Origin of the sequence: Vibrio ostreae (assembly GCF_019226825.1) — a bacterium.
GTDB lineage: Bacteria > Pseudomonadota > Gammaproteobacteria > Enterobacterales > Vibrionaceae > Vibrio > Vibrio ostreae.
In genome coordinates this window covers 1,742,334-1,762,380 of the sequence record NZ_CP076643.1, presented here as the reverse complement: position 1 = coordinate 1,762,380, position 20,047 = coordinate 1,742,334, and the positions used below count along the sequence as shown (strand labels likewise).

Annotated in this window: 19 protein-coding genes and 1 pseudogene; 8 read left to right on the top strand and 12 right to left on the bottom strand. The window is 52.4% G+C overall.

Features of this window, described 5'->3' with window-relative positions; all coding sequences use genetic code 11:
- Positions 1 to 6 precede the first annotated feature (6 nt).
- The 4 genes from folC (at position 7) to purF (ending at position 3,955) form a co-directional block, all read left to right on the top strand.
- On the top strand, positions 7 to 1,275 hold the full coding sequence (folC, locus tag KNV97_RS14160) for a bifunctional tetrahydrofolate synthase/dihydrofolate synthase (protein WP_218562167.1): 1,269 nt from the start codon (positions 7 to 9) through the stop codon (positions 1,273 to 1,275).
- Between the two features lie 16 nt (positions 1,276 to 1,291).
- A complete protein-coding gene (locus KNV97_RS14155) occupies positions 1,292 to 1,852 on the top strand; it encodes an SPOR domain-containing protein (RefSeq protein WP_218562166.1) in 561 nt (186 codons plus the stop codon).
- Positions 1,853 to 1,914: 62 nt separating this feature from the next.
- A complete protein-coding gene (locus tag KNV97_RS14150) occupies positions 1,915 to 2,406 on the top strand; it encodes a CvpA family protein (protein ID WP_136487948.1) in 492 nt (163 codons plus the stop codon).
- A 34-nt stretch (positions 2,407 to 2,440) separates the two neighbouring features.
- Positions 2,441 to 3,955, top strand: coding sequence for an amidophosphoribosyltransferase (gene purF, locus KNV97_RS14145; protein WP_218562165.1), 1,515 nt, complete (start codon positions 2,441 to 2,443; stop codon positions 3,953 to 3,955).
- Positions 3,956 to 4,407: 452 nt separating this feature from the next.
- Here purF and KNV97_RS14140 read toward each other — a convergent pair whose 3' ends face one another.
- Positions 4,408 to 5,733 (bottom strand): Na+/H+ antiporter family protein, encoded by a 1,326-nt coding sequence (locus KNV97_RS14140; protein ID WP_136487946.1) that lies wholly within the window; start codon positions 5,731 to 5,733, stop codon positions 4,408 to 4,410.
- A gap of 33 nt (positions 5,734 to 5,766) precedes the next feature.
- On the bottom strand, positions 5,767 to 6,423 hold the full coding sequence (gene rnt, locus KNV97_RS14135; RefSeq protein ID WP_218562164.1) for a ribonuclease T: 657 nt from the start codon (positions 6,421 to 6,423) through the stop codon (positions 5,767 to 5,769).
- 301 nt (positions 6,424 to 6,724) lie between these two features.
- On the opposite strand from rnt, the gene motY reads away from it, so the two are divergent.
- Positions 6,725 to 7,609, top strand: a complete 885-nt coding sequence (gene motY / locus KNV97_RS14130; protein WP_136487944.1) for a flagellar protein MotY — start codon at positions 6,725 to 6,727, stop codon at positions 7,607 to 7,609.
- Between the two features lie 154 nt (positions 7,610 to 7,763).
- Here the strand turns inward: motY and KNV97_RS14125 are convergent, their stop codons facing one another.
- From KNV97_RS14125 to rsxA, 9 genes and pseudogenes are all read right to left on the bottom strand, one after another.
- Positions 7,764 to 8,201: a DUF2753 family protein gene (locus KNV97_RS14125; protein ID WP_136487943.1), complete on the bottom strand. Its 438-nt coding sequence runs from the start codon at positions 8,199 to 8,201 to the stop codon at positions 7,764 to 7,766.
- Between the two features lie 154 nt (positions 8,202 to 8,355).
- The gene (gene gloA, locus KNV97_RS14120) at positions 8,356 to 8,772 is read right to left on the bottom strand and encodes a lactoylglutathione lyase (protein ID WP_136487942.1); all 417 of its coding nucleotides are present in this window, start codon (positions 8,770 to 8,772) and stop codon (positions 8,356 to 8,358) included.
- Between the two features lie 9 nt (positions 8,773 to 8,781).
- The gene (gene nth, locus KNV97_RS14115; RefSeq protein WP_136487941.1) at positions 8,782 to 9,423 is read right to left on the bottom strand and encodes an endonuclease III; all 642 of its coding nucleotides are present in this window, start codon (positions 9,421 to 9,423) and stop codon (positions 8,782 to 8,784) included.
- A gap of 47 nt (positions 9,424 to 9,470) precedes the next feature.
- Positions 9,471 to 10,163, bottom strand: a complete 693-nt coding sequence (locus KNV97_RS14110) for an electron transport complex subunit E (RefSeq protein ID WP_136487940.1) — start codon at positions 10,161 to 10,163, stop codon at positions 9,471 to 9,473.
- A gap of 4 nt (positions 10,164 to 10,167) precedes the next feature.
- Positions 10,168 to 10,795, bottom strand: a pseudogene (rsxG, locus tag KNV97_RS14105) (electron transport complex subunit RsxG).
- A gap of 11 nt (positions 10,796 to 10,806) precedes the next feature.
- Positions 10,807 to 11,853 (bottom strand): electron transport complex subunit RsxD, encoded by a 1,047-nt coding sequence (rsxD, locus tag KNV97_RS14100; protein WP_136487938.1) that lies wholly within the window; start codon positions 11,851 to 11,853, stop codon positions 10,807 to 10,809.
- On the bottom strand, positions 11,813 to 14,491 hold the full coding sequence (gene rsxC, locus KNV97_RS14095; protein ID WP_456119794.1) for an electron transport complex subunit RsxC: 2,679 nt from the start codon (positions 14,489 to 14,491) through the stop codon (positions 11,813 to 11,815). The genes rsxD and rsxC overlap by 41 nt, the downstream gene beginning before the upstream one ends.
- Positions 14,492 to 14,499: 8 nt before the next feature.
- Positions 14,500 to 15,108 carry an electron transport complex subunit RsxB gene (rsxB, locus tag KNV97_RS14090; protein ID WP_218562163.1) on the bottom strand — a complete coding sequence of 203 codons (609 nt, stop codon included), beginning with the start codon at positions 15,106 to 15,108 and terminating at the stop codon, positions 14,500 to 14,502.
- Positions 15,108 to 15,689: an electron transport complex subunit RsxA gene (rsxA, locus tag KNV97_RS14085; RefSeq protein WP_136484405.1), complete on the bottom strand. Its 582-nt coding sequence runs from the start codon at positions 15,687 to 15,689 to the stop codon at positions 15,108 to 15,110. Before rsxA ends, rsxB begins: the two co-directional genes overlap by 1 nt.
- A gap of 348 nt (positions 15,690 to 16,037) precedes the next feature.
- On the opposite strand from rsxA, the gene KNV97_RS14080 reads away from it, so the two are divergent.
- Both KNV97_RS14080 and KNV97_RS14075 read left to right on the top strand, forming a co-directional pair.
- The gene (locus KNV97_RS14080) at positions 16,038 to 16,439 is read left to right on the top strand and encodes a DUF2946 domain-containing protein (protein ID WP_218562162.1); all 402 of its coding nucleotides are present in this window, start codon (positions 16,038 to 16,040) and stop codon (positions 16,437 to 16,439) included.
- 37 nt (positions 16,440 to 16,476) lie between these two features.
- Complete coding sequence (locus tag KNV97_RS14075) at positions 16,477 to 17,805, top strand: PepSY-associated TM helix domain-containing protein (protein ID WP_218562161.1); 1,329 nt, start codon at positions 16,477 to 16,479, stop codon at positions 17,803 to 17,805.
- Between the two features lie 147 nt (positions 17,806 to 17,952).
- Here the strand turns inward: KNV97_RS14075 and KNV97_RS14070 are convergent, their stop codons facing one another.
- Positions 17,953 to 18,867 (bottom strand): LysR substrate-binding domain-containing protein, encoded by a 915-nt coding sequence (locus KNV97_RS14070; protein ID WP_218562160.1) that lies wholly within the window; start codon positions 18,865 to 18,867, stop codon positions 17,953 to 17,955.
- A 165-nt stretch (positions 18,868 to 19,032) separates the two neighbouring features.
- Here KNV97_RS14070 and KNV97_RS14065 point away from each other — a divergent pair, with 165 nt between their 5' ends.
- Positions 19,033 to 20,043 (top strand): hydroxyacid dehydrogenase, encoded by a 1,011-nt coding sequence (locus KNV97_RS14065; RefSeq protein WP_218562159.1) that lies wholly within the window; start codon positions 19,033 to 19,035, stop codon positions 20,041 to 20,043.
- Positions 20,044 to 20,047: the final 4 nt, after the last annotated feature.

Below are 20,047 nucleotides of genomic sequence, written 5' to 3'. Positions count from 1 at the left end.
CGTTAGATGAATCAAAACCCAATTCCACAAGCCACATCGCCATTATCGGTGTGGCTTGATTATTTAACCCATATTCATTCCTCCGCTATTGACCTGGGTCTGGACCGTGTTCAGGCTGTCGCTCAAAAAGCCAATCTCACCAAACCTGCTCCGACCGTGATTACTGTTGCCGGTACCAACGGTAAAGGGTCAACCTGTGCATTGATGGAAGCGATTCTGCTCGATGCCGGATATTCAGTTGGTGTCTACAGTTCTCCCCACTTAATTCGTTACAACGAGCGTGTCCGAGTCAATGGTCAGGATCTGCCTGATGAAAAGCACACGGAAGCCTTTGCGTTTGTTGAACAGCAGCGCGGTACCATTACGCTCAGCTTGTTTGAGTTCGGTACGCTGGCCGCATTGCGTCTGTTTCAGACCGAGCAAGTGGACGTCGTCCTGTTAGAGGTCGGTTTGGGCGGGCGTCTCGATGCGACCAACGTGGTCGATCATGATGTGTCGGTGATCACCAGTCTGGCCGTTGACCATGTTGACTGGCTGGGCAGCGATATTAACGTGATTGGCTTCGAGAAGGCCGGGATTTACCGTTCTGGTAAGCCGGCAATCTGCGGTCAGCCGACACCTCCGCCGACTGTAGCAGCACATGCAGACGACATTGGCGCCGATTTCTATCAGGTCGGAATCCAGTTCAATTACCAAAAAACCAGTGACACGACGTGGAACTGGAGCTGTGGCTCGTTTGATCTGAGCGATCTGCCGTTACCGACTTTGCCGCTGCCAAACGCAGCGACAGCGCTGATGGCGCTGGGCAGCGCCGCGCTGGAGATCAGTGACGTGAATATCGTCAATGGCCTGAGCAATGCGACTCTGGCGGGGCGTATGCAGCAAATCAGCCACTCGCCAACCATCTTACTGGATGTCGCGCATAACCCGCATTCGGCAGAATATCTTGTATCGCAGTTACAGCAACGATTTCAGGATCAGAGCGTGCATATGGTGGTCGGTATGCTGCACGACAAAGATGTGAAGTCGACGTTGGCGATTCTGAAACCGGTCGTAAAGCAGTGGTATCCGGCGTCATTGAGCGGCCCTCGCGCTGCGACAGCGGATGAATTGTGTCTGACACTGGATGTGGATCAGGTGCGCTATGCGAACCCGGTAGAGGCTTTTGAAGCGGCGTTGACACAAGCGCAGGCGGACGATGTCATAGTCGTCGCCGGCTCCTTCCATACCGTCGGTGAAGTGCTGGAGCATTGGCAACAATCCAACCCGTCGTAATTCCAAGGGAGTAAAGATGGCAAGTAAATTCCAAAGCCGTTTGGTCGGTACCATTATTCTTGTAGCGGTCGGGGTTATCGTGTTACCCGATGTGCTCGATGGCAAAAAGCTGCATTACAAGGAAGAGATGACCGCCATCCCCATTAAGCCTGAACTGGACAGTGAAGTGGAAAAGTTCGAGGTGGTGGAACCGGTAGAAGAAGATGCGGCCTTGCCTCAAACGCCGGTAGTCGCGATTGCGACCGCTCCGGAGAGCAAAACAGACTCAGCCCCGGAGGCTGAGTCCGCGCAATCTTTGGTTACCGCGACCCGCAGTGTGGCGGAAAAAAATGAGTATCAGGACAGTGCCTGGTTGATTCAGTTGATGGCGCTCAAGAATGCAGATAACGCGAAAAACATGGTCGCGGATCTGCAAAAGCGAGGCTATCAGGCTCATACCAAACAAGAAAATGGTTTTACCCGCGTGATCATTGGCCCGGATGTTTCGAAAAGTAAGCTGGAAAAACAGTTGCTGGAATTAGAAGAAATTACCGGCGCAAAAGGTCAGTTGCTTAAATTTAAACCACTAAACCCATAAGAAAACGTTTGCGTCGCGTTTTTTTCTGTTAAAATGCGCGCCAACTTAGAATGTAAGAACTCATGAACTGGTTAGATATTGTCATTTTAAGTGTGATTGGCCTGTCTGCGCTGATCAGTCTGGTACGTGGCTTTGCCAAAGAAGCATTGTCGTTAGTAATCTGGTTCGGAGCTTTTTACATCGCTTCCGAGTACTACGCCAAATTGGCGGTATACTTTACTAACATTAAAGATGAAATGTTTCGCAATGGTACAGCAATCGCAGCGTTGTTTGTCGCAACGCTGATTGTCGGAGCTATTGTCAACTACGTGATTTCGCAGTTGGTACAGAAGACCGGGCTTTCAGGAACAGACAGAATTCTCGGCGTCGTATTCGGCGCTTTGCGTGGAGTTCTGATTGTTGCAGCAGCCTTATTTTTTATGGATGCGTTCACCGCATTCCCAAGCTCTGAGTGGTGGAAGGGCTCGCAGCTGGTGCCGGAATTTAGCCGCATTATTGCTCCGTTCTTTGAACACTTACAAGCAACATCAAGTTTTCTGTCCGGCGCGCGTTAAGCGCCGGCTATTGTCGCAAATCGAGGATTAGGACATGTGTGGTATTGTTGGAATCGTGGGTACAACGCCTGTAAACCAGTCAATTTATGACGCGTTAACGGTATTGCAGCATCGTGGCCAAGATGCCGCTGGTATTTGTACCATCGAAAGCAATCGTTTTCGTCTGCGTAAAGCGAACGGTTTAGTCAAGGATGTGTTTGAAGCTAAGCACATGCAGCGTCTTCAGGGTTCTGTGGGTATCGGCCATGTTCGTTACCCGACTGCTGGCAGCTCCAGCGCATCAGAAGCTCAACCTTTCTACGTAAACTCACCATTTGGTATCACCCTCGCACACAACGGCAACCTGACCAACGCCACGGCAGTTCGTCAGAAACTGTTCGAGAAAGACCGTCGTCACATCAACACCACTTCGGACTCAGAAGTGCTGCTGAACGTTCTGGCGCACGAGATCGACACAGTAAAAGGTAACGTGACTGCGGACGATGTATTCCGTGCCATTGCTAACGTGCACCGTACTATTCGCGGCGCGTATGCGGTGACAGCGATGATCATCGGCCACGGCATGATTGCATTCCGTGACCCGAACGGCATCCGCCCTTTGTGTCTGGGGAAACGTGAAGTGAACGGCCGTACTGAATACATGGTGGCGTCTGAGTCTGTGGCTCTGGATGCGGTTGGTTTCGACTTTATGCGTGATGTCGCGCCGGGCGAAGCGATTTACGCGACGTTTGAAGGCGAACTGTTCACTAAACAGTGCGCGGATAACCCGGTTCTGAATCCATGTATTTTCGAATTCGTTTACTTTGCCCGTCCTGATTCATTCATCGACAAAATCTCGGTGTACAGCGCACGCGTTGAAATGGGTAAAAAACTGGGTGAGCGTATCAAGGCTGATTTCAGCGACCTGGATATCGACGTCGTGATCCCAATCCCTGAAACTTCATGTGATATCGCACTGGAGATTGCTCAGGCGCTGGATAAGCCATACCGTCAGGGTTTCGTGAAAAACCGTTACGTAGGCCGTACCTTCATTATGCCAGGTCAGCAACAGCGTAAGAAATCGGTTCGTCGTAAGCTGAACACCATCCGTTCTGAATTTAAAGACAAGAACGTACTGCTGGTGGATGACTCGATTGTTCGTGGCACGACTTCAGAGCAGATCATTGAAATGGCGCGTGATTCAGGTGCGAAGAAAGTGTACATGGTGTCTGCGGCGCCGGAAATTCGTTTCCCGAACGTTTACGGTATCGATATGCCAAGTGCAAACGAACTGATTGCACACGGGCGTGATAACGATGCGATCTGTAAGCAAATTGGTGCTGACGCACTGATCTTCCAGACACTGGATGATCTGGTTGATGCGGTACGCGTGGGTAACCAGGACATCGCTAAGTTTGAAACTTCAGTGTTTAACGGCGAATACGTGACGGGCGATATCGACCAGCAATACCTGGACTTCCTGGAGTCGATGCGCAGCGATGATGCCAAGACGGAGCGTGAGATTCAGCAAGAGCTGGCCAACCTTGAGTTGTACAACGAAGGCGCTTAAGCCCCTGTACCATCAGTATTAGCTACGGTTTATTGCTAAAGGCTTCCTTCGGGAAGCCTTTTTTATGCCTGCCGTTCAGCCAGCCAGGTTGTCTGGTCGTATCGGTTCATACATACAGGATCATGAGCCCATGAATTTACGGGTAAAGTGCGCTGACATCTTATCTGTGGTGTCATGGAATACAGCGATCCAGACCTGGATTGTCCCGTAATGAATGCGTTGCTGTGGCGACTATTGCGACTATTGGGACTGTGCAGTGACGCCGTGTTGGTCGCATGGCGTTAATGAAGCGGCAGAGCAAACCGCTGCGTTGTCATTACCCGGGATGTTGGCTGTCAAACGGCAGTGGCTGTGAGAGGAGGGCATCGATGACAGAGCAATGGAGGAGAGAGGCCCTGAGAGATAAAAAAGGCTTCCTGCGGGAAGCCTTTGTGCGTGATGCAAGCGCTAAACTAAAGCACCATCGCCGCCAGCCAGCCGAAAGCAATCAGTGGCAGGTTGTAGTGAATAAAGGTCGGAACCACGGTTTCCCAGATGTGTTCGTGCTGACCATCTGCATTCAGGCCTGATGTCGGGCCTAACGTGGAGTCTGATGCCGGTGAACCTGCATCACCCAGTGCGGCTGCGGTACCCACCAGGGCAATGGTTGCCATAGGCGAGAAGCCGAACGCGATACACAGCGGAACGTAGATAGTGGCAATAATCGGAATGGTTGAAAACGACGAGCCGATACCCATGGTCACCAGCAGACCGACAACCAGCATCAGCAGTGCCGCGAGTGGTTTGTTGTCGCCGATACTGGTCGACAGAGCCTGAACCAAATCTTCCACGCCGCCGGTTGCTTTCATTACTGCGGCAAAACCTGCCGCTGCAATCATGATAAAACCGATCATCGCCATCATGTGCACGCCTTGAGTGAAGACGTCGTGCGTCTCTTTCCAGGCAATCACGCCACCAAAGGTGAACACCATAAATCCGGCCAGAGCACCGATGATCATTGAACCGGTTGCCAGTTGTACGGCAAGCGCAACCACGATACCAACGCCGGCGACAGCAATGTGCATTTTATTGATTGCGGTGGTTTCCTGGCTGATGGTCGTCAGTTCGGTTTCCTGGTATACACGTGGCTTACGGTAAGAGAAGAACATCGCAACCAGCAGGCCGAATACCATGCCCAGGCCTGGCAGCAGCATGGCCATAGGTATCTGGCTTGCCGTGACATGCTCAAGGCCGTTATCACGCAGGTTTTTCAGCAGGATGTTATTGAGGAAAATGCCGCCAAAACCAACCGGCAGTACCATGTAAGGCGTGATCAGACCAAAGGTCAGCACACAGGCAATCAGACGACGGTCAATACCCAGTTTGGCAAATACGCTCAACAGAGGCGGAATAAGAATTGGAATGAAAGCGATATGCACCGGGATGAGGTTTTGCGATGACATTGCCATCAGCAGCAGAGCGAACACAATCGCGTACTTCATTCCGGTCGACGCGGCCATGCTATGACGACCATGAATACGTTTAATGACGCTTTGTGCGAGTAAATCGGTGACGCCCGATTTAGAAATAGCCACGGCAAAAGTGCCCAGCATTGCGTAGCTGAGTGCGATGGTCGCACCACCACCCAGGCCGCTTTCAAACGCTGCCACCGTACTATTGAGATCCATGCCGGAAACCAGGCCACCAACGATGGCACTAAACGTCAGGGCAACCACGACGTTTACGCGCATCAGCGCCAGGATCAGCATGACACAGACAGAAATAACTACAGGATTCATATACTTCTCGGTCAATAATGCAAAAATTAATTATTATTCAAGTTCATTGTCATCGTCGCCCAACGGCCAGCCGCCAAGGGCTTTCCATTTGTTGACGATGCCGCAGAATAGCTCCGCGGTTTGTTGTGTGTCGTAAAGCGCTGAATGGGCTTCACGGTTGTCAAATTCCATCCCTGCGACTTTGCAGGCTTTAGCCAGTACTGTTTGACCGTAAGCCAATCCGCTTAATGTCGCGGTGTCAAAGGTTGCAAAGGGGTGGAACGGAACTCGTTTAAGCTTGCAGCGTTCGCTGGCTGCCATCACAAAGCCGTGATCAAAAGCGGCGTTATGCGCGACGATAATTGCGCGGCTGCAATCGGCCGCTTTCTGCTCTTTGCGCACTTGTTTGTAGATCTCTTTAAGGGCGTGTTCTTCGCTCACCGCACCGCGCAGCGGACTGAAAGGATCACGAATACCATTAAATTCCAGCGCGGCTTTTTCCAGGTTGGCACCTTCAAAAGGCTCTACATGAAAATGGATGGTAGAAGCCGGGTGAAGGTCACCGTTTTCATCCATACTTAACGTCACCGCACAGATCTCCAGCAGTGCATCGGTATGTGGGTTAAATCCTGCGGTCTCGACATCGATAACCACCGGGAAATAGCCACGAAAACGTTTTTTCAAGGTCAGAGCTTCATTTGTATCCGTCATGTGATCCCTAGCTTATGTGATAGGGGCAGCATTATTGCAGATTCTCCCAGTAAGAAAAACCAACACAGCGGATTAAAACGCAATTAATTGATGCCCGATGCGAGCCTGATAGCACAAAGGGATCGAATCCGTTTCCTGTGCGAGAAAAACAGCAGTCAAAGCCTGAGCGGTATGGCGGACGCGGCTATTTTGCACATTAAAAATTAAGGATTGGCGAGCTTTTTGCATCCTAGTACTAAGAAACAGTGCAGTGGCAAAATACCGTCATTGCCACGCAGCAGGAAAAGAGAAGTAAGTCCTTATGAATAAATGGGTTGTATCAAGTCTGGTGACGGTCAGTGTCTGTAGCGCGATGTCTGCAGCGGCAATGGAAAAACGCTATGTGGCAAAACCGGAACAGTCAAGCTGGCAGATGCTGACCAACACTCCACTCGAGTGTCAGCTGGTGCACCCGATTCCCAATTACGGCGATGCGGTGTTTACGGCTCACGCCAGTAAAAAAATGAACCTCGACTTTGAACTGAAAATGCGTCGTCCGATGGGTGAAACGCGGGATGTCAGCCTGATTTCCATGCCGCCGGCCTGGCGGCCGGGGGAAAGTGCCGACCGCATCACCAACATTCAGTTTTTCAAGCAGTTTGATGGTTATATTGGTGGACAGACTGCCTGGACTCTGCTCAGCGAACTGGAGCAGGGGCGTTATCCGACTTTCAGCTATCAGGATTGGCAGAGTCGCAATCAGCGCATTGAAGTGGCGTTGTCTTCGGTGTTGTTCCAGCCACAGTATAATGTCTTTAGTGACTGTATCGCCAACCTGCTGCCATACAGCTTTGAAGACATTTCGTTCACCATTCTGCATTACGACCGGGGTGACAGCATTGAGCTCAATAAAGCCTCGCAGAAACGTCTGGCGCAGATTGCCGAGTACATTCGTTACAATCAGGACATCGATCTGGTTCTGGTGTCGACCTATACCGATTCCGAGCTGGGTAAAGGAGAAAGCCAGAGCCTGTCTGAGAAGCGCGCTGAGTCGCTGCAGAATTACTTCCAGTCTCTGGGGTTGTCTGCGGACCGAATCCAGGTTCAGGGTTATGGCAAACGTCGTCCTGTTGCCGACAACGCCTCACCAATCGGTAGAGACAAAAACCGTCGGGTAGTCATTTCTCTCGGCCGCACTCAGGTCTGAGACCGCAGCCTAGAAAGTGGTCATGACTGAGGGGCTGATTGGTCAGCCCTGTTTATGCCGGCTCATTTGTTTCACGAAATGAGTTTCGACGGAATGAGTTAAGGCGCACTTAGTTAAGACGCAATTCGTTAAGACGCAGTTAGCTCAGACGCAATTAGTTGAGACGGAACTTGGCAATCAGGTTGCAACTGGAGGCGCTGTCGATGTCTTTAACCAATTTCGCTAACTCTGGATTCGGGTGGCGTTTCATAAATTCTATCAGGGCTTTTTTGCAGCAGCCCAATGAATCGACGAAGGCTTCACAGCTTGGATTTTGGCATTGCGGGATCAGCGTCAGCACCCGCTCTGATGCCAGCTCCAGATACTTGAGCTCATACTGATCATCGCCGACCGTGCGCCAGAAACTGGCCATGTTGTGACAGGAGATGACGGAGATCAGCAGGCGATCTTCCATTTCAACGTCATAGCGGGTACCGATACGATCGCTTAAGGTCAGGGCCTGCTGGTAGTGCAGGATACCACGCAGATGATCGGCTTGCTGCATGGCGATATCGGCCAGTAATGTGTGTTGCTCCCACTCTTTGATTGTCATGAATGATTCTCCTCATCAACCAACATAACACGGATTAATATAATCTAAATGATAATTATTATCATGTAAACCATGTATATTGCAGGGAGATAAAACAAAACCGCCACTCGGGCGGTTTTGTTGACAGACAAATTAGCGGCGGATAGCCGCACAATCAGCCTTCCAGGCCAGCATTGGCTTGCTTGTTCTGGATCAGCTCAATCATGTAGCCGTCCGGATCTTTAACGAACGCAATATGGGTGCTGCCGCCTTTTACCGGACCTGGTTCACGTGTAACGTTGCCGCCCGCTGCTTTGATCGCTTCACAGGTTGCGTAGATGTCATCTGCGCCGATCGCGATATGGCCGAATGCGTTACCCAGCTCGTACTCTTCCACACCCCAGTTGTAAGTCAGCTCGATAACAGCGGCTTCTGACTCATCGCCGTAACCTACGAACGCCAGAGTGTATTTGTATTCGGTATTTTCGTTTTTACGCAGCAGTTTCATACCCATAACCTGAGTGTAAAACTCAATTGAACGATCAAGATCGCCAACGCGTAGCATGGTATGAAGAATACGGTTGTTTGACATAATGGACTCCTAGCTTTCCGGGTAAACTTTCTCTTTGAATTCGCACAGGTCTTCAATAATGCAACTGCCACAACGTGGCTTGCGTGCTACGCAAGTGTAGCGGCCGTGCAATATCAGCCAGTGGTGTACATCGAGTTTGAACTCCTTCGGAACAACTTTCAGCAGTTTGTGCTCAACGTCATCCACCGTTTTGCCCATGGCAAATTTAGTACGGTTCGAAACTCGAAAAATATGGGTGTCGACGGCAATCGTCGGCCAGCCAAATGCCGTGTTGAGCACCACATTGGCGGTTTTGCGTCCGACACCCGGCAGGGCTTCCAGTGCTTCGCGGTTTTCCGGCACTTCACCCTGATGTTGATCGAGCAGAATACGACAGGTTTTAATCACGTTTTCTGCTTTGGAGTTAAACAGACCTATGGTCTTGATATAGTCTTTGACGCCATCCACGCCGAGGTCCCACATGGCCTGAGGAGTATTGGCCACCGCATACAGCTTATCGGTGGCTTTATTGACACTCACGTCAGTCGCCTGAGCCGACAGCAGCACGGCGATCAGCAGTTCAAACGGTGAGTTCCAGTTAAGCTCGGTCTGCGGATTGGGGTTGTTGTCTCTCAGTCGCTGCAGAATTTCGACACGTTTACTGTTATTCATTGTGATGATGGTTTCCTTGACGGCTGCTGTCTGGCACCAGTGCGGTGTTACACATTGGTCACTCGGACACGTTCGATGGCTGGTTTTTCCTGTTTCGGCTGACGCTCAGCAATTTTTTTATCGATGATGTTTTTTGCCGCAATCAGCAGACCGACACCGATAAACGCACCGGGCGGTAACAAGGCCAGCAAAAAGCTGTTATCGAAATGGAAAATCTCGATGCGCAGGGCTTTTGCCCAGTCGCCCAGCAGCAGGTCAGCGCCGTCAAACAGGGTACCCTGACCGATCACTTCGCGCAGCGTACCCAGAACCACCAGAACCGAGGTCATGCCCAGTCCCATCCAGAATCCGTCCTGGGCTGAAGGCAGTACATTATTTTTTGACGCGAAGGCTTCAGCTCGGCCGATAATGATACAGTTGGTGACGATGAGCGGGATAAAGATACCCAGTGACAGGTACAGGCCATGGGCATAGGCGTTCATCAACAGTTGAACACAGGTTACCAAGGACGCAATGATCATCACGAAGACCGGGATACGAACCTCTTTCGGCACATAATCACGCACCAGCGAGACGGTCACGTTTGAGCCAACCAGCACCAGCAGGGTCGCAATGCCTAGTCCCAGCGCGTTAGTCACGGTTGAAGAGACCGCCAGCAGCGGACACAAGCCCAGTAGCTGGACCAGCGCCGGGTTGTTATTCCACATGCCATTTTTGATCAGAGTTTTATGATCACTCATCGTCTTATTCTCCGCAGTTTAATGGTTGCGCCTGAATCTGAGCACGATTCTGATTGACGAACTGTACGGTCTGTTTCACGGCTTTAACCACAGCTCGCGGTGTAATGGTCGCGCCGGTGAACTGGTCAAACTGGCCGCCGTCTTTACGTACGCGCCAGTCAGCCTGATTATCGGCGGTGACTTTTTTTCCCGCTGAAGTTGAGAATCCAGTCGGTAATACGCAGATCAATTTTGTCACCGAGGCCCGGAGTCTCCTGATGTGCCAGTACACGGGTTCCGGTTATGGTGCCGTCATTCTGGATACCAACGATAATTTTAATCGCACCGTTATAGCCGTCCGGAGCGATGGACTCAATCGCCAGCGCGGTTGGTTGACCATTGCGGCTGGCCAGGTAAACCGGCATCGCCTGATCGGTTCCGAGCAGCGGATCGCGGACCAGGGTACAGGCCTGAGACAGTTCATTATCATGCAGGCGCTTGGGTACCACCTGATTCAGAACCGACAGTAACTGGGCATTTTCCTGCGCTTTAATCTGATCCTGGGTCAGATAGCTGGTCAAGGCTACTACGCCAGTTGATGCACAGGCAAAGGCTGCCAGGATCAGGCCATTTTTGCGAATTGCAGATAACATAGTGCGCTTCCTTAATGTCCGTAGGTACGTGGTTTGCTGTAGTAGTCGATCAGCGGCACGCACATGTTGGCCAGTAATACTGCGAATGCGACACCGTCAGGGAAACCGCCCCAACTGCGGATAATAAACACCATCACGCCGATAAAGGCACCGTAAATCAGGCGACCTCTAGTGGTGGTTGACGCCGTCACCGGGTCGGTAGCAATGAAAAACGCACCGAGCATGGTTGCACCGGATAACATATGCATCATAGGTGATGCCGTCGTTCCGGGTGCCAGCAACATCATCAATACGCTGGCCACCAGCAGGCCACCAAGGTAAGAAAAAGGAATATGCCAGTTGATGACTCTGAGTTTCAGCAGCGCCAGGCCGCCGGCCAGATACGCCAGGTTGACCCATTCCCAGCCCACACCGGCCAGGCCGCTGAACTGAGGTTGCGCCATCGCTTCTGCCATTGTGTGTCCGGCTCGCAGCGACGTTTTCAGCGAATCAAGCGGTGTGGCCATGGTGACGCCGTCAATGCCGGTCCGGATCTGCTGCAGCGACAGGCCGTCAACATTAAAACCGGTAAAGATCAGAGAGAACGAGTTGAGCAGAGATACAGGTTCCGCCGTCAGTTCACCCGGAGCCAGCCAACTGGTCATCTGAACCGGAAACGAGATCAACAGGACCACGTAAGCAACCATGGCCGGGTTAAACGGGTTCTGCCCTAGGCCGCCGTACAAGTGCTTACCGATCAGAATCGCAAAAATCAGGCCTATCACCACTATCCACCAAGGGGATAAGGGCGGAATCGCAACCGCCAACAGCCAGGCCGTGACGACAGCGCTGTAGTCACGCAGTGCAAATGAGGCCGGTCGCTTGCGCAGCAGCATCACCCCGGCTTCGAGCAACAGGGCAATGATGATGGCAAAAGTCAGTTGAATCAGGGTACCAAAACCAAAGAAATAACTTTGCGCCAGTAAACCTGGCAGAGCGCACAGGGCAACCCATTTCATCATATCAGCGGTGCTACGCTTAACACGCGCATGTGGGGAGCTGGCAATAAAAAAGCCCACTAGTTATTCTCCTCAGAATTCGGTTCACTATTTTGTGCCTGTTGCACTGCTTTACGCGCTTTGGCACGGGCAATTGCGGCGGCGACGGCGGCCTTTTTCGGATCCTCTTCAGCGAGGTCCGATTCGGGCTTAGTGTCAGTCGCTTCTTGCGCCTGCTGGGCTGCTTTACGCGCTTTGGCGCGGGCGATGGCCGCGGCGACAGCGGCCTTTTCGGATCCTCTTCAGCGCTGTCCGATTCTGGCTCAGCGTCAGTCGCTTCTTGCGCCTGCTGGGCTGCTTTACGCGCTTTGGCGCGGGCGATGGCAGCGGCGACAGCGGCTTTCTTCGGATCCTCTTCAGCGCTGTCCGATTCTGGCTCAGCGTCAGTCGCTTCTTGCGCCTGCTGGGCTGCTTTACGCGCTTTGGCGCGGGCGATGGCCGCGGCGACCGCGGCCTTTTTCGGATCCTCTTCAGCGCTGTCCGATTCTGGCTCAGCGTCAGTCGCTTCTTGCGCCTGCTGGGCTGCTTTACGCGCTTTGGCGCGGGCGATGGCCGCGGCGACAGCGGCCTTTTTCGGATCCTCTTTAGCGCTGTCCGATTCTGGCTCAGCGTCAGTCGCTTCTTGCGCCTGCTGGGCTGCTTTACGCGCTTTGGCGCGGGCAATGGCCGCAGCGACCGCGGCCTTTTTCGGATCCTCTTCAGCGCTGTCCGATTCTGGCTCAGCGTCAGTCGCTTCTTGCGCCTGCTGGGCAGCTTTACGCGCTTTGGCGCGGGCAATGGCCGCAGCGACCGCGGCTTGCTTCGGATCCTGCTCGGCGCTGTCTGTTGCAGGCTGAGCTTCGTTGGCTTCGTCGGCGGCTTGCGCTTTACGTGCTTTGGCGCGGGCAATGGCCGCGGCAACCGCATCTTGTTTATCGCTGCGCTCTGCACTGCTGTCTGTATCCGAAGCTTTTTCAGCTTTACGCTCTCTGGCCTGGCGTTTGCGCTCTTCACGCAGCTTGGCCATTTCAGAGTTGTCCGGTTCGGCCGCGCCAGCTTTGGCAGCTTCAGCCTGCTTGGCTTTCGCTTTGGCAATTGCAGCGGCGACCGCAGGTTTGACCGGTGCCTCTTCACTGCTGCTTGCCTGGGCTTTCTGCGCTTTCACCCGGGCAATAGCGGCGGCGATAGCATCATCACCACCGCTGGCTTTCATCTCTGTGCGACGCTCATCAGCAGCTTTCTTAAAGCGGTTTTCCCGCTCAGCTTTTTCGCGTTCCATACGCGCGTTTTTCTCTTCAAAACGCTGTTTAGCACGTTCGGCGGCTTCGGCCTCACGCTGGCGGGTTTTGATCTCCGCTTTGGACTGACGATAGTACTGTACCAGCGGAATTTCACTCGGGCAGACGTAGGCACAGGCACCACATTCGATACAGTCTTTGATATTGAGCTCTTCGCACTTGTCGTACTCTTCCGCTTTGGAGTGCCAGTACAACTGCTGCGGCAACAAGGACGCCGGACAAGCATCAGCACACTGACCACAACGGATACAGGCCATCTCATAGGACTGCTCGGGGATTTCTCTCCGGGTCGGCGCCAGAATACAGTTGGCGATCTTGACGATCGGCACATCAGCGTGCGGCAGGGTGAAGCCCATCATGGAGCCGCCCAGGATCAGGCGCGGCAGCTTTTTATCCGGCTGATAACCAAACTCTTCCAATAGCGCACGAATCGGCGTACCCAGACGTACCCAGACATTGCGTGGCTGTTTAAATGAGTTACCGGTTAAGGTGACGACACGGCTGATCAGCGGCTCGCCGTCAATCACCGCACGTTTAATCGCATGGATAGAACCGACGTTCTGTACGATGACACCGATATCAGCGGAGTGCTTTCCGGCCGGGACTTCCTGGTTGGTCAGCAGCTTAATCAGCTGTTTGGCGCCACCGGAAGGGTATTTGGTCGGGATGGCGCGAATCACAATGTCTTTGCCTTGTGCCGCTTGTTCCAGGGCACGAATCGCTTCCGGCTTATTATCTTCTACGCCGATAATGGTCAGCTTAGGCTGCAGGATGTGTTCGACCACACCAATACCGGCAATGATTTCCTCGGCATGTTCGCGCATCAGGGCATCATCGGCGGTAATGTAAGGTTCACATTCGGCGGCGTTGACGATCAGCATCTCGACCCGTGACAGGCCGGAGTGGATTTTTTTCGCAGTCGGGAAACCCGCACCGCCGAGACCGGCAATACCTGAGTTGCGGATGATTTCGATCAGCGCTTCCGGGCTGGATTGGGTGTAGTCAGCCACAGGGTGGCGTTGGCACCAGGTGTCTTCGCCATCCGGCTCAATTACCACGCACAACTCGCTCAGACCGGACGGATGGGCAACGGTGCGTGGTTCAATGGCACTGACCACGCCGGATGTCGGTGCATGGACCGGCAACATAAAGGTGGTAGAAAATGTGGTGAGCGGCTGGCCTTTAAGCACTTTATCGCCGACTTTGACCTGCAGATCACCCGGTTTACCGATGTGCTGTTTGACCGGCAACACCAGCTCCTTGCTCAGACTGGCTTCAACCAGTGGCGTTTTGGTCGATTGGTGTTTATTTTCCGGCGGATGAATGCCTCCGGGGAAATCCCACAGGTAACCGCTGCGAATTTGTTCGATTAATGACAACATACCCGTCCTTAACTCACCTTATTGTGCGAACTGCCTGACACATTATTTTCATCCGCAGCAGAGTCAGTCACATTAACAACAGGAATGGCGTTCATTTGCCACTTCCAGGTTTCCGTAGTGGTGGCTACGGGAATCATTTCAATACAATCGGTCGGGCAGGGCGCGACACACAGATCGCAGCCGGTACATTCACTTTCGATCACGGTATGCAGTGCTTTGTTGCCGCCAACGATCGCATCGACCGGACAGGCCTGAATGCATTTGGTACAGCCGATACACATGTCTTCATGAATAAAGGCAACGGTTTTGACGTTTTCGCTCAGGTCGTGGGCTGACTCGGGTACATCGACCCCCATCAAATCAGCCAGTTTTTCAATCGTGGCCTGGCCGCCCGGAGGGCATTTGTTGACAGCATCGCCATTGGCGATCGCTTCGGCGTACGGGCGGCAACCCGGGTAGCCGCACTGGCCACACTGAGTTTGCGGCAGAATAGAGTCTATCTGGTCAACAATCGGGTCCGCCTCGACCTTAAAGCGGATTGAGGCAAAACCGAGAATAGCTCCGAACAGCGCAGCGAGCGCGGCAAGCGCTAAAACAGCGATTAAAATAGTTGTCATTACAATTTCACCAGACCGGTAAAGCCCATAAAGGCCAGTGACATTAATCCGGCCGTGATCATGGCAATCGAAGCACCTTTGAATGGCGCTGGGACATCGGCCACATGGATACGTTCACGCATCGAGGCAAACAGGATAAGAACCAGTGAGAAGCCAACCGCGGCACCAAAACCGTAAATGATCGACTGGATGAAATTATGGTTCTCATTGATGTTAAGCAGCGCTACGCCGAGCACGGCACAGTTGGTGGTAATCAGCGGCAGGAAGATACCCAGTAAGCGATACAGGGTCGGGCTGGTTTTATGCACCACCATTTCAGTGAACTGCACCACCACGGCGATCACCAGGATAAAGCTCATGGTGCGCAGGTATTCAATGCCGAGCGGACGCAGGATATAACTTTCCACCAGGTATGAGCACACTGAGGCCAGAGTCAGGACGAACGTGGTCGCCAACCCCATGCCAATTGCGGTTTCCAGTTTCTTCGACACGCCCATGAAAGGACACAAGCCCAGAAATTTTACCAGTACAAAGTTGTTTACCAGCACAGTGCCGACCAACAACAAAAGATATTCGGTCATAATATTATAAGTTTGCAACTCCGATCCCGATATTATCCAGCTTTGTTTCGCTAATAACAACCAAGGAAAGTTAAGGTTTTAGATTGCTGAACAAAAATTATACGCAATCGGGCCGGGTTGGCTCAACCCAGATGCATAGCTAAGGTCGGGAAGTCGGAGGTGCCTGATAAGCGAGGCTGATGGTGTGGGTGAGATAAAGGTGCCGACCGAGGGTAGCGAGGTCTTTCTGTCAACATTCGCTAACAAAATCGTGGCCTAGCAAGCTCGCTTGTGCCGCCATCCGGGATGTAACTTCAGGCCGTTTTTTGTTACATTACGCGCTCCTTTACGCTCAGAGCCTGCATTTTTGTGAGAAATACCCGCCGGCAACTCGGGTGGACAGTGAAGCTGTTTGTTTTTTCTGCCCTGTTGTCAGTCGCCCTGCTTTATACCGCACCTATTGTGTCGCAATGGGTAATGACGCATGACGCCGGTTTGCCCAGTCAGACCCAGGCGCAGCATAGTCATATGCACGCGTCGGCCGAGCAGAGTGGAATGCAAGCCGTCCGCGATGATAACTCGTTGCTGCATCATTGGTGTGGCTACTGTAAGTTACTGTCGCATCTGAGCTGGTATAGTCAGAGCGACGCCTCTCTGAGCGTGGCGGATGCAGTTAATACCCTTCATATCCTCTTTCCCTATGCAGTTAATGTTAACCGCTGGGTGCTGGACCATCTCCAATCGCGCGCACCGCCTTTTTTCTCTGCCTGAAGCATAACTATCATTAAATCAGCAAGAGAAAGTCACTATGAAAGGTAATCAATCGCAAGATTCTCGCCTGGGAATCATTGCGCTCATTAAAAGGCTCCATTTTTACATCGGGTTGTTCGTTGGCCCGTTTATTTTCGTCGCGGCCCTGACCGGCACACTGTACGTGGTCTCGCCGCAGATTGAGCAGCAGCTCTATCAGCATGCTCTGACCACCACGTCGCACGGTGAGGCGCATTCGTTACAGCAACAGATCGAGGTTGCGCGCCAGTCACTAGAGCGCCCGCTCAAACTGACCGCTGTGCGGCCCGCGACAGGTGAAGGTTTTACTACCCGGGTGTTGTTTGCCGATCCGGATTATAGCCTGCAGCGCCTGACTGTATTTGTCGATCCGGTTACGCTCGCTGTGCAGGATACGTTGCCGACCTACGGCACCAGTGGCATCCTGCCGTTTATGACCACGCTTGATTTCCTTCATCGTGGGTTACTGCTCGGCGAAATAGGCCGTATTTACAGTGAGCTGGCGGCATCCTGGATGTGGTTAGCGGCATTGGGCGGCTTACTGCTCTGGTATCGTGCAAAACGCCCGGCGAAGAGCAACAGCAGAAACTCGTACCTGAAAGCCAAGCAGCGTCATCAGAAAGCGGGTTTGATTATTGTGGTCGGCTTGGTGTTTTTCTCCGCCACCGGCTTAACCTGGTCAAAATGGGCGGGTAGTAACATTGCCGAATGGCGTAAGAGCATTGGTTGGGTCACGCCGTCACTGAATCGCTCATTGCCTGTCGAGGCTGACTCTGCTCTGAGTACACAACCGCAACTGATCGATCAACTGTTTGATCCTGTGCTAGCGCTGGCAAGGAGTGCGGGCATCGAAGCGAGCAAAATCGAGCTGACCCCTTCTTATGACGCTTCTCGCGCCTGGGTAGTGAGTGAGATTGACCGCTCCTGGCCGACCCAGGTCGACAGTGTGTCGGTTGACCCTCAATCGATGACGATTACCAGCCGGGCTAATTTTAGCGATTATCCTTTGATTGCCAAATTGATTCGCTGGGGCATTGATGCGCATATGGGGGTATTGTTTGGCGTGCCGAACCAAATTGTGCTGGCTGCTTTCGGCCTGACTCTGTGCTTTATGATCGTGATGGGGTACATCATGTGGTGGAAGCGCCGCCCGGCAGTAAACTCTGAGAAAGAAACCATCAGTTATATCTGGTCTCATCTGGCTCCGCTCAGCAAGTTGCTGACCGTGCTGGTGGCGATTGGTTTAGGTCTGGCCCTGCCGGTGCTCGGTTGCAGTCTGTTGCTATTTTTGCTCGTTGACGTGCTGCGCTGGAAAATGATGGCGCAACGCCGTTTGGTGACCAGCTAAGTCCGGCACAGCAAACTGAGTGATGCCAGCGCATGACTCGCTCCCTGGCAGATAAATAAAGAGGAAGGCATATGCTTTCCTCTTTTTTGTGTTCGGTGGCCAGATGGCGAAATATAATTCCTTGATTTAAAAGATTTTGGCTCGGGATTAGGCCTGGCCATGCTGGTTTTGACTGTCTTCATTGAGCTGTTCATGAGCTGCGTGAATTTTCGCAGCCAGAATTTCGTGCAGCTGATCAATCACGGCTTTACGCGGGCTTGACTGACGTTCGACGATACCCAGTTGACGATGAATCTGCGGGGTACCAAACGGCACTTTGAAATAGCCAGACAGTGACGGGTTTATCGACATCTGCGGAACCACGGACACGCCCAGACCATGTTGAACACAGGTAATAATTGACTGAATGTTATCGACCTCAGCCACATCCTGAGTGGTGACTTCCATGCGCGACAACTCAGTATTGATCAAGTTGGCCAGCGGCACATTGTTACTAAAACGGATAAAGGGTTGCTGGGTCAGAATTTCCTTCAAACTCAAACCACTTAAGTCCTGGGCAGAGATCAACCAAAGGGGCTCGCTGATGAACGGGCTCCATTTCAGATTAGTCGGGATTTTGACGTGCTCGGCGATGATGGCCGCATCCAACTGCCCTGAAGCGACTTCCGACACCAGATAACTGGAGTCACCGACTTTGAGGTTGGTTTTGAGACTTGGGAAGTCTTTTTTCATCTCGACCATAGCCGCCGGAAGCAGATTGAGCGCACTGGAGCGTACTGCGCCAATCACGAACGTTCCGGAGACTAAATCGCCTTTCAATGACAGTTTGGTGTCTTCTTCCAGACGCAGGATTTGATTGGCCATTTCAATGGCTTGCAGGCCTTGTGGCGTCAGTTTTGGCGGGCGACTACTGCGATCAAACAGGCAAACATTCAGCTCCTGCTCTAAAGCCGAGATTTGTTGACCGACTGCGGCCGGGGTCAGGCAGACGTCTGCAGCGGCTTTGGCAAAAGTGCCGTGCTTCCAGATAGATACCAAGGTTTTTAGCTGTCTCGTATCCAAGTTGTAAACCTTTCTTTTACTAAATGTTAAATTTTATTCGCTACCATAAGAGTTTTTTGTTTTGTAGTCTACTTTTCGAGGTAGTGGAGGTTTGGAAATGATTCTTTCATCACTATCCAGCGCCTTCATGTTTTGCTGATACCACTACGAAAAGATAATAAAAATATGCAAAAGACGATTATTGTCACTGGACCCGATCTAGCGAGTTCCGCGACCAAGCTCCTGCAACAGCAGGGCTTTACTCTGGTGCATACCGCACCTTACAGCCAGGAAGAAGAGTTGCTGCAGTTGGTGGAGCAACATCATCCGGTGGGCATCATTTCTCGCATGGGTAAGATCACTGCCAAAGTGATTGATGCCGCACTGCCAAACCTGAAAGTGATTGCCAAGCATGGCGTCGGGGTGGACAACATTGATATCCAGACGGCTGCTGAACGCAACATCCCTGTGGTAGTGGCGTCAGGTGCGAACGCAGTATCGGTCGCTGAACATACCATCGCGCTGCTGCTCACCGTCACCAAACAAATTCTGCCGCTTGACGACAGCTTGCGTTGCGGCCGTTGGGAAAAACCAGGTTTTTCCGGCTACGAAGTATCGGGCAAGAATATGGGCTTGCTGGGCATGGGCTCGATTGCCCAGGAAACCGCGCGGATTGCCAAAGGACTGAACATCAATCTGTTTGGTTACGATCCGTATGCTGAAGATGCTTTGTTTGAGCAATTCTCGGTGCAGCGCTGTGCAACCGTCGATGAACTGCTGGCCAACAGTCAGATTCTCAGCCTGCATTCTCCTTTGACAGAAGAAACCCGCCAAATCATTAACCAGGACAGTATTGCCAAGCTGCCGGCCGGTAGTTTCATCATCAATACTGCGCGTGGGGGGCTGATCGATGAACTGGCGCTGGTGGCGGCGATTGAATCTAAGCATCTGGCGGGCGCAGGGTTGGACACGTTTGCTGTTGAGCCGCCTGCGGCTGATCATCCTTTCTTCCAACACAACAACATTGTGGTTACACCACATATTGCCGGTGTGACCAACGAAGGCAGTACCCGGGTCAGTATCAGTGCGGCTGAAGGCATTCTTACCATCACTGCAGGTGAAAAACTGCCGGCCCATCGCGTTATTAACCGTAAGTTAATGGCTTCACCACAAGATTTTGTACAGAACGGAGAATAGATGA

What these genes read in the sequence shown, in the direction of transcription:
- folC (WP_218562167.1), top strand. Translation starts at nt 7, where the DNA reads ATGAATCAAAACCCAATTCCACAAGCCACATCGCCATTATCGGTGTGG.
- KNV97_RS14155 (WP_218562166.1), top strand. Translation starts at nt 1,292, where the DNA reads ATGGCAAGTAAATTCCAAAGCCGTTTGGTCGGTACCATTATTCTTGTA.
- KNV97_RS14150 (WP_136487948.1), top strand. Translation starts at nt 1,915, where the DNA reads ATGAACTGGTTAGATATTGTCATTTTAAGTGTGATTGGCCTGTCTGCG.
- purF (WP_218562165.1), top strand. Translation starts at nt 2,441, where the DNA reads ATGTGTGGTATTGTTGGAATCGTGGGTACAACGCCTGTAAACCAGTCA.
- KNV97_RS14140 (WP_136487946.1), bottom strand. Translation starts at nt 5,733, where the DNA reads ATGAATCCTGTAGTTATTTCTGTCTGTGTCATGCTGATCCTGGCGCTG.
- rnt (WP_218562164.1), bottom strand. Translation starts at nt 6,423, where the DNA reads ATGACGGATACAAATGAAGCTCTGACCTTGAAAAAACGTTTTCGTGGC.
- motY (WP_136487944.1), top strand. Translation starts at nt 6,725, where the DNA reads ATGAATAAATGGGTTGTATCAAGTCTGGTGACGGTCAGTGTCTGTAGC.
- KNV97_RS14125 (WP_136487943.1), bottom strand. Translation starts at nt 8,201, where the DNA reads ATGACAATCAAAGAGTGGGAGCAACACACATTACTGGCCGATATCGCC.
- gloA (WP_136487942.1), bottom strand. Translation starts at nt 8,772, where the DNA reads ATGTCAAACAACCGTATTCTTCATACCATGCTACGCGTTGGCGATCTT.
- nth (WP_136487941.1), bottom strand. Translation starts at nt 9,423, where the DNA reads ATGAATAACAGTAAACGTGTCGAAATTCTGCAGCGACTGAGAGACAAC.
- KNV97_RS14110 (WP_136487940.1), bottom strand. Translation starts at nt 10,163, where the DNA reads ATGAGTGATCATAAAACTCTGATCAAAAATGGCATGTGGAATAACAAC.
- rsxC (WP_456119794.1), bottom strand. Translation starts at nt 14,491, where the DNA reads ATGTTGTCATTAATCGAACAAATTCGCAGCGGTTACCTGTGGGATTTC.
- rsxB (WP_218562163.1), bottom strand. Translation starts at nt 15,108, where the DNA reads ATGACAACTATTTTAATCGCTGTTTTAGCGCTTGCCGCGCTCGCTGCG.
- rsxA (WP_136484405.1), bottom strand. Translation starts at nt 15,689, where the DNA reads ATGACCGAATATCTTTTGTTGTTGGTCGGCACTGTGCTGGTAAACAAC.
- KNV97_RS14075 (WP_218562161.1), top strand. Translation starts at nt 16,477, where the DNA reads ATGAAAGGTAATCAATCGCAAGATTCTCGCCTGGGAATCATTGCGCTC.
- KNV97_RS14065 (WP_218562159.1), top strand. Translation starts at nt 19,033, where the DNA reads ATGCAAAAGACGATTATTGTCACTGGACCCGATCTAGCGAGTTCCGCG.